Annotated in this window: 13 protein-coding genes; all 13 read right to left on the bottom strand. The window is 40.3% G+C overall.

Features of this window, described 5'->3' with window-relative positions:
- Positions 1 to 72: 72 nt before the first annotated feature.
- The 13 genes from AC13EX_RS03515 to AC13EX_RS03455 all read right to left on the bottom strand — a co-directional run bounded on the left by AC13EX_RS03515 (position 73) and on the right by AC13EX_RS03455 (position 13,991).
- Positions 73 to 1,071: an adenosine kinase gene (locus AC13EX_RS03515; RefSeq protein WP_482891557.1), complete on the bottom strand. Its 999-nt coding sequence runs from the start codon at positions 1,069 to 1,071 to the stop codon at positions 73 to 75.
- A 74-nt stretch (positions 1,072 to 1,145) separates the two neighbouring features.
- Positions 1,146 to 1,517, bottom strand: coding sequence for a transmembrane 220 family protein (locus tag AC13EX_RS03510; RefSeq protein ID WP_482891556.1), 372 nt, complete (start codon positions 1,515 to 1,517; stop codon positions 1,146 to 1,148).
- A gap of 46 nt (positions 1,518 to 1,563) precedes the next feature.
- Positions 1,564 to 2,937 carry an alkaline phosphatase family protein gene (locus AC13EX_RS03505; protein WP_482891555.1) on the bottom strand — a complete coding sequence of 458 codons (1,374 nt, stop codon included), beginning with the start codon at positions 2,935 to 2,937 and terminating at the stop codon, positions 1,564 to 1,566.
- Positions 2,937 to 4,142, bottom strand: coding sequence for a metabolite traffic protein EboE (eboE, locus tag AC13EX_RS03500; protein ID WP_482891554.1), 1,206 nt, complete (start codon positions 4,140 to 4,142; stop codon positions 2,937 to 2,939). The genes AC13EX_RS03505 and eboE overlap by 1 nt, the downstream gene beginning before the upstream one ends.
- Positions 4,143 to 4,177: 35 nt before the next feature.
- On the bottom strand, positions 4,178 to 5,338 hold the full coding sequence (locus tag AC13EX_RS03495) for a 3-dehydroquinate synthase (protein ID WP_482891553.1): 1,161 nt from the start codon (positions 5,336 to 5,338) through the stop codon (positions 4,178 to 4,180).
- 70 nt (positions 5,339 to 5,408) lie between these two features.
- On the bottom strand, positions 5,409 to 6,308 hold the full coding sequence (gene eboC, locus AC13EX_RS03490) for a UbiA-like protein EboC (RefSeq protein WP_048641139.1): 900 nt from the start codon (positions 6,306 to 6,308) through the stop codon (positions 5,409 to 5,411).
- Positions 6,309 to 6,315: 7 nt separating this feature from the next.
- Entirely contained in the window at positions 6,316 to 7,227 is a 912-nt protein-coding gene (locus tag AC13EX_RS03485; protein ID WP_048641140.1) for a TatD family hydrolase, read from the bottom strand.
- Positions 7,228 to 7,332: 105 nt separating this feature from the next.
- Positions 7,333 to 8,220, bottom strand: coding sequence for an EboA domain-containing protein (locus AC13EX_RS03480; protein WP_482891552.1), 888 nt, complete (start codon positions 8,218 to 8,220; stop codon positions 7,333 to 7,335).
- 176 nt (positions 8,221 to 8,396) lie between these two features.
- Positions 8,397 to 9,557, bottom strand: coding sequence for a Gfo/Idh/MocA family protein (locus AC13EX_RS03475; RefSeq protein ID WP_482891551.1), 1,161 nt, complete (start codon positions 9,555 to 9,557; stop codon positions 8,397 to 8,399).
- 52 nt (positions 9,558 to 9,609) lie between these two features.
- Complete coding sequence (locus AC13EX_RS03470) at positions 9,610 to 10,641, bottom strand: sugar phosphate isomerase/epimerase family protein (RefSeq protein WP_048641142.1); 1,032 nt, start codon at positions 10,639 to 10,641, stop codon at positions 9,610 to 9,612.
- A 157-nt stretch (positions 10,642 to 10,798) separates the two neighbouring features.
- The gene (locus AC13EX_RS03465) at positions 10,799 to 12,004 is read right to left on the bottom strand and encodes a class I mannose-6-phosphate isomerase (RefSeq protein ID WP_048641143.1); all 1,206 of its coding nucleotides are present in this window, start codon (positions 12,002 to 12,004) and stop codon (positions 10,799 to 10,801) included.
- Between the two features lie 29 nt (positions 12,005 to 12,033).
- Complete coding sequence (locus AC13EX_RS03460) at positions 12,034 to 13,101, bottom strand: aldose 1-epimerase family protein (RefSeq protein WP_482891550.1); 1,068 nt, start codon at positions 13,099 to 13,101, stop codon at positions 12,034 to 12,036.
- 92 nt (positions 13,102 to 13,193) lie between these two features.
- A complete protein-coding gene (locus tag AC13EX_RS03455) occupies positions 13,194 to 13,991 on the bottom strand; it encodes a 3-keto-disaccharide hydrolase (RefSeq protein WP_482891549.1) in 798 nt (265 codons plus the stop codon).
- Positions 13,992 to 14,021 lie beyond the last annotated feature (30 nt).

Raw genomic sequence — 14,021 nt, 5'->3', positions numbered from 1 at the left:
GCTGTTCGGAAGAGCTTCACCAGAAATTGATTTCTTCATTCTGCAAAAAAAGTGCTATAGAAAATTTAAGGTTTAAGGCTGAAGTCTACTCAAAACAGCTTTCGCTTCTTCCCATGAAAGCCTTGGGCCAAATTGACTAACTATCTTTGAAGAGGCCATGCTGGCCAATTTCCCACTAGAAGCATAAGAATGCCCATTGGTAATGCCATACATAAAAGCACCAGCAAACATATCCCCAGCACCATTGGTGTCTACGGCTACAGTAGGATAAGGCGCTATGTCAATAAAAGTTTCCCCATCATAAATCAAAGCACCGTTTTTCCCTTGGGTAATTACAAAATGCTTCGCGATTTTTTTCAACTCTTCACCAGCTTCAGACAAATTGTCTTTTCCTGTATAGAGCATGGCCTCTTCCTCATTGGCAAAAAGCATGTCTACTCCAGAGCCGATAACCTCTTTAAAGCTTTCGCCAAAATATTTGACCATGGCAGGATCTGAAAAGGTAATTGCCACCTTTACATCATTTTCCTCTGCAATTTTTTTAGCAGACATCATGGCTTCTTTGGCATTCTCTGAGGTAATAAGGTAACCTTCTATGTACAAATACTTTGAGTCCTTAATTGCTTCCTCATTAATCTGGGATGTTGAAAATTTCTCGGTAATTCCTAAAAAGGTGTTCATGGTCCGCTCCGCATCTGCTGTGACCATCACAAGGCACTTCCCGGTAATCCCTTCCTCTAACTTAAATGGATCAAGGTTATGGTTAACCCCCGCTTCTTTCATGTCTTCAATGAAAAACCTTCCCAATTCATCATTGGCCACTTTACAACAATAGTAGGACTTCCCTCCAAATTGACTTACGGCAATTATGGAATTAGCGGCTGAGCCACCACACTGTAATTTTGAAGTTTTGGTATTTATAGCAGACATCAACTCTCCCTGACGATCTTCATCAACCAAAGTCATCAACCCTTTTTCTATGCCATATTTATCCAAAAAAGGATCACTAACTTCAAACTCTATATCTACCAAGGCATTACCTATGCCTGTAACATCATACTTTTTTGTCATATTCAATTAACTATTGTTTTGGCCTGAAATTGGCCACTAGGATAATAATTGTCGATTTTAATCTGTTCTTAGTCTTACAATTTTTGACTTCTGCCTTTGATCGCTTCCAGTGCAAAAACTATAGCTGAGATTACTAAACCAAAAAACTCTCTATTGATCTCCATTGCATTGGTTTTCATAGAAAGGTCTTTTTGTTGCCACTCCTGTCCTATCCATCCAAAAATGTTATCTGGCCAAAAAAAGATGGCTCCTACAAGATAGATAAAGGTAAGGATAACTAAAATATTTACATTAAACCTTCCAAAGAAGGCAAACCCTGATGTAATTGATGCTATCAGGTAAACCGGAACCCACAATTGAGGATCAGGATCATTGATCTGCCAATAACCGAACAGCAAGAATATTAATGAACAACTTCCAAAAAAAATCTTCCAGGATTTACTCATAACACTACTAATTTAATATTTATAAATAGATCATGACAAAATTCGATCACTTTCTATTGACAACATCATGAATTATTGAATAAACGGATGTTGGATCGACATTTTCTCCTTCCTCTTTATCACTCGACCTAATCAGTACAGGCCAATCTTTTGTACTTTCAGGAATTCTTCCATGCGAGCCTTTTACCAATTCAGCTTTTAAAGGGATAACGTCCATTAGGTACCTGAAGCCCAACTTTTTCTTCAACAAGGTCCAACCCAATTTCCCTTTTAGAAATTTAATGTCCGGATTGGCAAACATTTCTACAGGGTCATACCCAGGCTTGCGGTGAATATCTACTGTCCTGGCATAATCTGGAGCTACATTATCGTCCAGCCAATAATAATAAGTAAACCAAGAATCTTTGTCAGCCACAGCCACCAAATCTCCAGTTCTATCGTGGTTCAATTTAAAATCCTTCTGCTCAGCACTATCCAACACCTTTTCAACTCCTGGTAAGGCAGCTACAAGGGCCTTCACTTTAGCCAAATCCTTCTTATCGTTAACATAAATATGTGCAAGCTGATGATCAGCTACTGCAAAAGCCCGACAAGTTCCAGCATCCAAGGTTTCCAGCCCCAACTCATCTTTTACTTCAATATAGCCTGCTTTTCTTAAAGCCTTATTGATATGTATGGGTTGGTTAACAGAAGTTATTCCATATTCGGAAAGCAAAATCACCTCAGCTCCCTTCTCTTCGTAATAGGTAATCAGTTGCTCGCATAGGACATCAACTTCATTCAAGCTTTTACTAATCTTGTCGAAATCAATCCCAAATTTCTGCAAAGCATAGTCCAGGTGAGGCAAGTAAATCAGTGTCAAGGTAGGATCGTGCCATTCATCTACTTTCATAGAAGCATCTGCTATCCATTTACTAGAAGCAATATTCGCATTGGGACCCCAAAAAGAAAACAGGGGAAATTGACCAAGTTCCTTTTGCAGGCGGTCTCTCAGTCCCATTGGTTGGCTATGAATATCTGGCAATTTCCTTCCATCTGAGGGGTACAAAGGCCTTGGAGTCACTGCAAAATCTACAGATGAATACATATTGTACCACCAAAACATATTGGCGCATGTAAATCCCGGATTTTCGGCCTTCAATGCATCCCAAATTTTGGAAGATTGTACCAGATGATTGGACTGGCGCCAAAACTTGATTTCACATTCATCTTTAAAATACCAACCATTACCCACAATCCCATTTTCCTCCGGCCATTTACCGGTTAGGTAGGTTGATTGTGAGGAGCAGGTCACTGCTGGCAAAACAGGCTGAATTGCTGAAGTTTGTCGTTTTTCGCTCCACTTCTTTAAAAAAGGGGTATGTTCTCCAATTACCCTTTGCGAAAGTGCTACCACATCGAGTACAACAGTCTTTTTCATTATATATTGCTTTTTACCCAGTTCAACTCCCTGGCAATGGACTGATCCAATGACAAATGGATATCTTCAGGCAAAACTTCCCAGGTATAGGTTTCTACTTCAAGATGACTGGTAAGTTTTCGCTCTCCATTAAATTTTAACACACTTAATATATCCTCTTGTGTAGATTGTAAATGCCCGTAGGTAGCCAAGAACAAAGGAACGTGAAAATGAACACGCCACTCCACTTCATTGGTAGTCGCCAAATCGACAAGTGCATCTGGCAGGTCTGGATAAGCATGTAGACTATTGTCTCCCATTTTACCAACTACCTGATGGAGATAAGTGGATTCTACAAAGGGCAACAATGCTTTTTCTACAGGTTTTCTTTTGTCTTTTTGTGCCGGGATAGCTGCTTTTAAAGCGGCGCTCAATTGGAATTTCCCAATTTTGATGCCTTCATCCTTAAAAGTATTGAGGACTTCCTCATGATTTTCATAGCCTACGGCAAAATGACAAACATCATAACATACCCTAACATGGTCTTTGATTACAGAAGCAGCAACTTGGGGTGAAACCCCAAATTTCTCGACCAAAAGAGGGATTCCTGCCGGTATCAACCAGTCATTGTAAAAATCAACCAATCCTTTAGAGTCTTCTATAACCCCATCCGGTTCTGGTTCAATGTCCAAATGAAGATCCAGGTTTTGATCCAACTTTAATTGATAAAGTTGCTCCACAACCTCCATAATATGAGCACAAGATTGGTCCATCAAGGCTTTCATAGCCTCAGTGGATTTGTGCCAATGCTTATAGCTTAAAGGTGAAGTGGAAATCCCCGCATCCATATTGGCCGGCATTATGGCTGCCAATATTTTAAATAATCTTAATGTATAGTCCTTCCTTGCAGTTGAACTCCAATCAGGAAAATGCACCTCATCCTTAACCACTTGCCTGTGAAAACCTCCAAAGGGAAAACCATTGAAAGTAAAAACATAACAATTATTATCCTTTAGCCAGGATTTAAATTCTGCTAACCGTTCGGGTTTAATCAAGGTTTTACTGGCCTCATCAGAAACCCTTAATCCAATGGCAAAAGCTTCTGTAACAGACAACTCTCCCTTAATTTTAGGGATGTATTCTTTAAGGTTTTCAAAGGTCGCATCCCAACTTTCCCCTGGATGTATATTGGTACAGTAAGTTAAATGGAAATCGGCTATTTGCATATTAAGGGTTTGGCTATTCGTTCAGAAAATCTGGCTCAGGCCTTTAGGTATTCGACTTGTAAATCTTTAAGTTTTTCTATTGCTTTAACAATTAAAGCTTCAGTCATTTCATGAACTTCCACTCCATGACCTATTTTATCCAAAAGCATAATGGTCAACTCACCTCCCAAGTGCTCTCTAAATTCTTCAAGTCCCTGAAGCAATACCTCTCCTGACAATTCAGGAAGGTACAAATCAAATCCAAGATCAGTAATGACTTTCAATACACGGTTCAGTTCATTTTCAGATAGCATTCCAGACAGGAAGCTATAGGTGGTATCAAGAGCTATCCCTATGGCCACAGCTTCACCATGCCTTACCCTATAATCTGTCAAATGCTCTAACTTGTGCGCTGCCCAATGACCAAAATCCAATGGTCTGGAAGAGCCACTTTCAAAAGCATCTCCAGAAGCGATATGATCCAAATGCATCTGGGCACAGCGGTAAATTAATTCAGACATTGCAGGATTGTCTCTATCAAGTAGGTCTACTATTTGTCCTTCTATCCATACGAAGAAAGAGGCATCTTTGATCAGTGCAACTTTTAAAGCTTCAGAAATTCCAGATCTCCAATCTCTTGGTTCCAGTGTTTGTAAAAAATCACTGTCGTTGACCACTGCATAAGGAGGAGAAAATGAACCGAGGTAATTTTTTTTACCATATGCATTGATGCCATTTTTAACACCTATGCCCGAATCATTTTGAGAAAGTACCGTGGTAGGTATTCGGATATGTCTGATTCCTCTATGGGCGATAGTGGCTGCAAAACCAACCATATCCAAGAGTGCTCCTCCTCCTAGGCCTACAATATAGGAATGCCTGTCAATCCCGTATTCGTCTGTTGCTTTAAGAACCTGCTGAAAATACTTCTGATTGTTCTTTACCTGCTCCCCTCCTGGAATTACCAATGGGTCTGCACATAATGTAAAAACTTCTTTGTATTTCTCAGAATACGTCTTAATTGCTGTAATAAGATCAGGGTGGGTATTCACCACTCCTTCATCCAGAACAAAATATACTTTAGGGATTTTTTGTCCACTTACCAAGTCTGCAAAAAGATTGTTATTCAGTGAAAACAATGCTTTTGTAAAAAACACTTCATAACTGAAAGGAACACTGAAAACTTGTTCAATTGATTTATGTGCCACTTTATTCATTTTATTTTTGATTGTTCCTGAGAACCTTTTGCTTCATAATATATAAGTAATTCAACCTCTTTTTGGTTCACTAAGTAACCGCAAAACCCTTGGCCAATTGCAAAGATAGTGGTAATAATAGTAAAATAACCAATCCTACTATCCAACCCGAAAAAGCCGCAGCTATTGTGGCATTGACAATAATTAAAGCCAACACGGCTGCTTTTACAGATTTACCTATTAGTGAAGGCTCCTTATACTTCAAAGCTTTAACCAATGGGGGAAAAATAAAATAGCTTAATAATACCAGAAATGGTAGACTTTCCCACCAAGTTTCAATATTCATGTAAGCAAGTAGAAAAATGGACAATACAATGATTGCATAAATCCCTAAACCTGCTTTTAGGGCAGTAGTATTTTCTCCATGAACCTCACCGCGACTAACCATAGTAATGGCCGACACATAGAGTAAAGGAATAAGTCCAATGTACCAATAAGTGGCTACCGCACCTTCTATCAAACTCATTCCAAGCAGCAGATTCCCCGCCCTGCATAGTCCCATATTTATGGGGCCGAAAATATTTTGATGCTTTCCCCAAGCATCATATAAAACAGCCAAGATAGCCACCACCAGGGCAATTAAAGCAGAAAAACCACTTACTTGCCATGCCGCCAATACGCCAATAAAAAGCAGCACTGTGGCCATAATGCCAGCACTTTTTACGCTTGCCTGGCCACTGGGGATGGGCCGTTCCGGCCTTTCTACCCTATCCAATTCTGCATCAAAAACATCATTAAAGGCAACACCTCCACCATACAAGCCAATGGTGGACAATACCAGCCAGGCAATGGAATTCAGAATAGTGGCATCCACCCCCTGAATTAAAGTGTAAACTGCACCTGATATGGCAGCTCCTGCTAAAATATCTGCTATTGCAGTGACTATATTCGCAGGTCTGGTTAGCTTGATGTGCGCAATAAGTGATGACATCTGATAATTAATTCTCTATGATATTGGAGGAATCGCTTTCTACACGAGGATTTTGTCCACCTCTAAGCACAGTATTTCCTCCCATTTTTTTTGTTTGATCGATTGGCTCTTTTTCTAACCAATCTTTTTCATCCATCTGCCCGCTTTGACCGTAGGCTTTCAGGGCATTTCCATAACAAGTCATTTTAATATGCTCTTCAGGAATTCCTTTTTCTCTCATTAAGGCTGCCGTTTTTGGCACTGCCAATGGATCACTGATTCCCCAATCTGCGGCACTGTCTACAATGATTCGTTCCGGACCATATTGGCGTACAATTTCTACCATTCGCTCACTTCCCATTTTGGTATGTGGGTAAATCGTAAACGCTGCCCAATATCCTCTATCAAGAACATCCTTCACTGTTTCTTCATTGTTGTGGTCCACAATGACCATACCCGGATCGAGTCCATGCTCCTCACTTACAACCATACTTCTGATGGTTCCTTTTTTCTTATCCCTATGAGGAGTGTGGATCATCACTGGCAGATTTACCTCTTTTGCCAGTTCCAATTGAAGCCGATAAAACCTGTCTTCAGCTTCCGTTTGATCATCATATCCTATTTCACCAATGGCTACCACGCCTTCCTTGCTTACATATAGGGGAAGTAGCTCCATCACTTCCTCAGCCAAGGCCACATTATTGGCCTCCCGGGAATTCAGTCCCATTGTGCAATAGTGCACAATCCCAAATTGCTTGGCCCGAAAACGTTCCCAGCCAACAAGGCTACTGAAATAATCTTGAAAACTTCCTACTTTGGTTCTTGCCTGTCCTAGCCAAAATGCAGGCTCAATTACAGCCACTATTCCAGCTTTTTGCATGGCTTCATAGTCATCAGTAGTTCTGGAAGTAACATGTATATGTGGATCAATGTACATCATAACGCTTCAATTTTATATGCTAACCTATGTTAATTTAAATGCAATTCATAATGATAACAAATGAACGGGGAATTTCAAGTGAAAACGGCAAACTGATACAATGAATTAGTTTTCCTCTTCATATTTCTTGCCTATTCCTTCCCAACTTATTTCTCCCTTATCTATTTTATTTTTTATTTCCGGATATTTATCCAGAAGACTTTTGGCTGAAATATTTTCACTTTGAGAGCAGGTCAGGCCTACTGCATATTTCTCCAAATCTGTTCCATTGACCATTACCTTTTCCAAGAGGCCTAGGATTTCCTCATCTACAAATGGAGAGACAAAGCGCCACAGCTCTGGAATCACATTCCTATTGGCAGACCAGCGTTCGTGAACATAATCGACCAAGGTTTTAGCCAAACTGCTATTCAGCCGCTTTTCAATTCCAATGATCTGATAGAGAGGTCGCTGCATAAAGATGGCCTTTAGCACCATTTGATTCCAGGCTTGCTCCACCAGAAAATCTGCTGGATAGGGATTGTTTAATGCTATGGCATCAAATACCGAGGTCATATTACTGCGCAATCCCTCAGCAGCACGCTTGGTAAAATTCTCCTGAAAAGGATAGATGGGCAAGGCAGCATACAAAGCCTCCTGCTCATGAATATCTGCTGATTCAAAAAGTTTCTCTATATCCTTCAGCCATTTTTCACTGTCCTCTGACAATGCTTCCAATACCAATAAGACCCTTGCCGTTTGCAGACAGGTCCATTTACCAGGAGAAAAACCATCCCTGATTTTTGCGGCTTCCTGAAGACCTTGATCTGATAAATTTAATGGATTTTTGGAAAAATGACGGGATGCTTGACTAAAGGATAAAAAAAGCTTCATTGAGCCCATATCTGCTTTAATCCTCTCCACCTGAAGCTCCAACCAATCCATGCTATCGGAAGCGGCTGTTGCCTTCAAGCTTCTCTTTAGAAATTCTATGGTGGATGAAATACTTTTCATACTTTTCAGCTTTTTTGTTCTCTACAAATATAACATTTATTCTATTCCAGTTTTTTGAACATGAGCACAATCATATACTAAAAATTAGTCTCTCGGGTGAAAAAAATAAAAAAAGCCAGACCATCTTATCAAATGGCCTGGCTTAAAATAAGCTAATTCAATTAATGCTTTACAAGTTATTTTAGCCAATCAACGCCAGTATCTTTCCAGCTTCTGGATTTGGCAGAGTCTAATACGGCCTCACATACCTTCTGGGTCTCATAAGCATCTCTAAAAGTAGGGTTACAAGGCTCATCACTTTCAAGACTCTTAAAGAAATCCGCTACTTGATGAATAAAGGAATGCTCATAACCTATACTTGTTCCAGGTATCCACCAACGATCCATATAAGGTTGATCTCCTTCGGTAACATGAATAGAACGCCAGCCTCTAACCTGAGGTTCGTCATTATGATCGAAGTATTCCAATCTATTCAAATCATGTAAATCCCATCTGATGGAAGCATGTTCTCCGTTTATCTCAAAAGTATAAAGCGCTTTGTGTCCTCTCGCATAACGAGTGGCTTCAAAAAGCCCTAATGAACCATTGTCAAAATGGCAATGAAATGCACAAGCATCATCAATTTCAACCTTTTGTTTTTCCCCACTTCCCTGGTGTACTCTTTCCTTGATAAATGTTTCAGTCATGGCAGAAACATCTTTAATCCCTCCATTTAGCCACATGGCAGTGTCTATACAGTGAGCCAAAAGGTCACCAGTCACTCCTGATCCGGCTGCAGCTGCATCTAGTCTCCAAAGTGCATCTCCTCCTTGGGGTAATTCCGGACTGATCGTCCAATCCTGAAGGAAATTGGCCCTGTAATGGAAAATCTTACCTAGCTTACCAGAATCAACAATTTGTTTTGCTAAGGTTACGGCTGGCACTCTTCTATAATTGTACCATACAGTATTTTTTACTCCTGCTTCTTCGATTACTTTTACCATTTCTTCCCCTTCTTCTATGGTTCTGGAAAGTGGTTTTTCACAAAGAATCATTTTTCCTGCTTTAGCAGCAGCGATGGCTATTTCCGAGTGCGTGTTATTTGGCGTACAGATGTCAATGGCATCTACATCATCTCTTTCAATGACTTTTCTCCAGTCTGTTTCATAAGAAGCATATCCCCATTGCTCAGCAAAATCTTTGATTTTGTCTTCCCTTCTGGAACAGGCTACTTGTAAAACTGGTCGGTACTCGTATTCAGGGAAGAAATCCCCCAGTCTTTTATAACCGTTGGTATGGATTCTGCCCATTAGGCCCGTACCTATCAATCCTATTCTTATTTGCTTTTTTTCTGACATGTTTTAGTATTTTGGTTGCTAATCAATTGTGCGTGTAAAAAGGCGATTTACACTACTCTTTCCAGCCATGTTTCTCTCTTACAGAAATCATTGCTGCTAGGATATTGTTCCAGGTATCTTCCTTCTTCATCACCTCATTTGGGAACATACATCCATCCCAGCACATGTGTTTGAAGGCTTTGGTCAATTCACCTTTTTCATCCCTCAACCAATAACCAGCATCTTCAGCAATATCCAATTTACCATTAGGGTCATTGGCCAGGCAATGTCTACCTGTTTTATCATGCGATCCAGAGCCAAAAACGGTAGCATCATTCTGAGCTACGTGGAAATCAATCGTCCAAGGTCTCAAAGCATCCGTCATTTCTTTTAGGGCTGCTTTCCAGACAGATTTGTCTTTCCAGTCATATCCCTCAGGGAGTAACCTGTGTTCAGGGTAATTGTATCCTAATGTATACAATAAGGTATGGGCCATATCAGCCTGAAAACCCAAGAATGGGCTATTTACAGACTCAAGGGTTTCAAGCATAGTTTTCCAGCTTTGCATACCACCCCAGCAAATTTCACCCTCTGCGGCAAGTCTTTCCCCATATCCTTCAGCAATCTTTGCTGCTTCTTTTAGGGTCTCAACTATTATTTTTTGGCTTCCTTTTGGATCTTTTGCCCATACTTCTGGGCTACTAGCGGTGTCTATTCTTACGATACCATTTGGTCTTACACCTATTTCTCTTAATTTTTTGGCAAGCTTACAGGATTTTTCAAGCATATCCAGGTAAACCACCCTGTCTTCTTTGGTTCCTAGAATAGGTCCTCCCCAAATGGGTGCTACCACACTCCCTATTTCTAGTCCAAGTGAGGAAACCTTATCAGCTAATTTTTTAATACCATCATCATCCATGTCCAAATCGACATGTGGATCAAAAAGTCCTATATCCACCCCGTCAAACTTCACACCATTCACTTCGGCATTCGCGGTGTTTTGTAACATCTCATCAAAAGAGATGATAGGCTCGGAATCAGGACCTTTTCCTACTATTCCAGGCCATGTTGCATTATGTAACTTTGGAAAATTATTTTGGGACATAATTTTATATGGTTAGCAATGAATAATTAATTTAAATCACAATAAAAAACCGAAAATTTAAAAGGAAAATTTCCCGTTTAATATTTTGTTATCAATTTAATAAATAACTATTGGAATACCATTGTAAGGCGGTTTCCAATAGTTATTCTATTCGTTTCTAAAGGTTCAAATCAGGGTTCTTAGGGCCAAAATGTTTCAGCATCACTATAGGGTCTGTCTTTGACTGATTGGTGATTTTAACGCCTTCACTTGCCGCTTTCTCAGTGACAAAATACTCATCATGGGTCAATTGTCCATAACGAATCAAAGAAGGTGTTTCAATGTCCCAAGCTCCCATTGTACCGTGACCTTGCATCATGATCATACCATAGGCAGCATTGTCTTTAATGACTACTGTCTGACCTGGGAAAACTGTCAGTTCCTTTGCACTAAAGGCATCAGAGCGATAACAGATCCAGTTTTCTACATAACCTGCCGCTTCCATTTCGGCAACATCAGCTACAGGAACAGGTGCCATAAATCTGGTTTCCAATATATTTGGATCCACATTCAATTCCCAATCAATTACCTCCATCAATTGGTCATAATCACCAATTCTGTCTTTAGGCGTACCTTTCCAAAGTAATTCTTCAGGGATAATGGCCTCATTCACTAGCGATTGGTACATGGCAAAAACATCAGAAGACTTCTGAGGCTCATAAGTACACATACTTCCAGGAGCATGTAGCATTCCTGGAGGAACATCCCAACCCGTACCCGGATCAAGTTTGAAAGCTTGAGAAAAGCTGGTAATCTTATTGTCTCCTTTGTTAAAGTTTTTAAGACACTCTTTAATTTGTTCCTTGGTAGTACCTGGAGCTATTCCAAAAAATGTATAAGGAAAATCTCCACCGTGGTTGTTCAATTGAGGCGGGAAATAGTAAGCTTCAGGCTTACCTTTCATACCAATTTTGGCAGCATGCTCATCATTGTGATGGATATGGTGTGGCAATGGCCCCATATTGTCAAAAAACTTGGAATACATTGGCCAGCTTTCGAATTCATTCCAAAGCCTGTCACCAATGATCTCACCTTTAAGTTCATCGATAACATCCTTCAATAAAATTTGCTCCTCTTTTCCATCTTCTCCCAGGACCACTTTACTTAGGCCTTCATGCTCACCAGTAAGAGGGCCGTTTTCAGCAGGACAGGTAGAAGAAAACCATCTTTCATCTATACCACCTCTTTCACCACCCAAAATATAATAATCATCAGGATGAAGTTTTATTCTTCTTCCGGGTACACAAAAAGATCTAGGCACCCAAGTAGGGGCCAGACGCAAAATCCCCTGTCCTTCTTCTAATGCTTTTTTTGCCAAACTCATAGGTTCTATTTTGATTTATTGTTAATTTATTACTTGTTGTTCTCTACAAATGACTGTATTTTCTTCTTATTTGTCAAGACATCGAATACCAGTTCGTATTGCCTTTTTTCTCCAGGTTTCAAAAGTATAAGCGTACCTTCTTCCCGGGCTTGGGCCTGGCCTATCGGTGGATTTGTACCCGGCTCCAAAGCTGTCACATATTCATTCTCTCCCCAATGTTGCCAATTTACCAACCAAGGGAGTTGTTTTTTGTCAAAGGTCATCCGAAAAGCAAATCCTAAGGCAGGATTGAACAAGCCGGCTCTACATCTATCATCCGACTCAGGTGCTGGATCTATAAATGCCACATCCTCTCCAAAACCACTGTGTTCCGGCATAGGGGCAGGACAAGATTTAAAATCATTTTCTTTATTAAATATCCGGTTGTTGGGATCGCCATCTCTTGCTTCCCAAGATCCTTTCCATAATAGCTGAGTGCCTTCATCTATTAGTGGCCAGCCAAAATTGACATGGTACAATAACATATGTGGCGCCTCTACATTGGAGATATTGGTGACCTCGTCAGTTATTTTAAGGTAAGGCTGGCCTAAAATTCCTGAGATTGTTCTTTTCAGCAAAAGATTAGGGCCGAAAACACTACATTCTCTGATTAATCCGGTAATGTGCATTTCCAAATCACCGGAAAGGAGGTCTGGCTGCTTAATGGCGATAATCTCGGCAGGGCTATTGGAAACTCTCCCATGCAACCCTCTCTTTCCCTGCTCATCATTTTCCGGGCCTCCCACATGGGATAGACCGCAGGTAGTAAGTAATCCTCCGCCAAAGGTACTCAGCCAATCTATTCCGTCTGCCGTGAATGGAGCTGGAGGGGTAATACCAACTTGACTCACCCAAGCCAATCCATGCTCCCCAAACTGTGCTGTAGAAATGTCCATAGCCCGGTCCAAAACCAACTGGTACCGAAAACCAGCGCCTGTGTCAATATTGGCAATTCTTACTCCTTTGCCAGAGCCATTGTCCAGTATAGCAGTCTCAATACCACCTATTTGTTTAACATTTCCAACTTTACCTTTCCAGCGCTGATTTTTTGCCTCCATATTTTTGCCAGCTTTATTGCTCTAAAATAGTTATTCCTCAAAAAGAATCCATCCTGTTCTTTCAGGTAAATCCTCTTTTATATAGCCGAAAATTAAAGGTTCTTTAAATATATATTTCGGTAGGCTACCTGCATAGGAGGGCCAACGTGTACCTGCATTCCCAAATAACCTTTAGAAGAACTATTCGCAGGATCCTCATCGGTCACATCACTCATTAGGGTTCCATTAATATAATGTTTCAAGCGGTTTCCCTTAGCAACAATCCGAATTTCGTTCCAATCGTTTGACTTGACAACCTTTCTCATTTCAGCCCTATCACCCAATTCTTTCACTACTTCAAGTCCTAACCAAGCATTTTTTTCAACATTCGCTCTCAAATCACCCTCTTTTTCTTGAGGATTGATCTTGGTTTGTTGACCTATATAGGCAAGGGTAGTTCTTTTTCTTTCTTCGTAATTTTGGCCTGTATAATTGTTTTTACCATCAATATCTGCTTGGTATCCTTTAAGCGCATGTTCCAAACCTTCTACTGGAGCACTTCTGTAATTGACACCTGAGTTACCAGCCTCAGTAATTTTAAATTCAGCTTTAAATTCAAAATCTGCAGGTTGACCACCCTGATAAATGATAAAATGGTTTCTATCCAATTTGGTGGACTCGGTGATTTCGCCTACCAAAGCCCCATCTTCTACTCTCCAATAGGTGGCATCTCCATCCCAACCATTAAGACTTTCACCATCAAAAATCTTTTTAAAACCATCATTGATGTTTGCTTCAACAGCTACTTCTTCTTGACTTGCTGCCGCATCATCCTTTTGCTGACCTGAACCACAGGAAAATGTAAGCGATGAAATGGCAACCAGTGAAGTTAATCTAAATATATTTTTCATTTGGTGCTGATTTAGGTTGAAAATTTTCAG

The sequence above is a fragment of the Cyclobacterium sp. L-R genome (genome assembly GCF_056859355.1).
The sequence above is the reverse complement of the archived record's forward strand: the minus strand, read 5'-3'. Positions and strand labels throughout refer to the sequence as shown.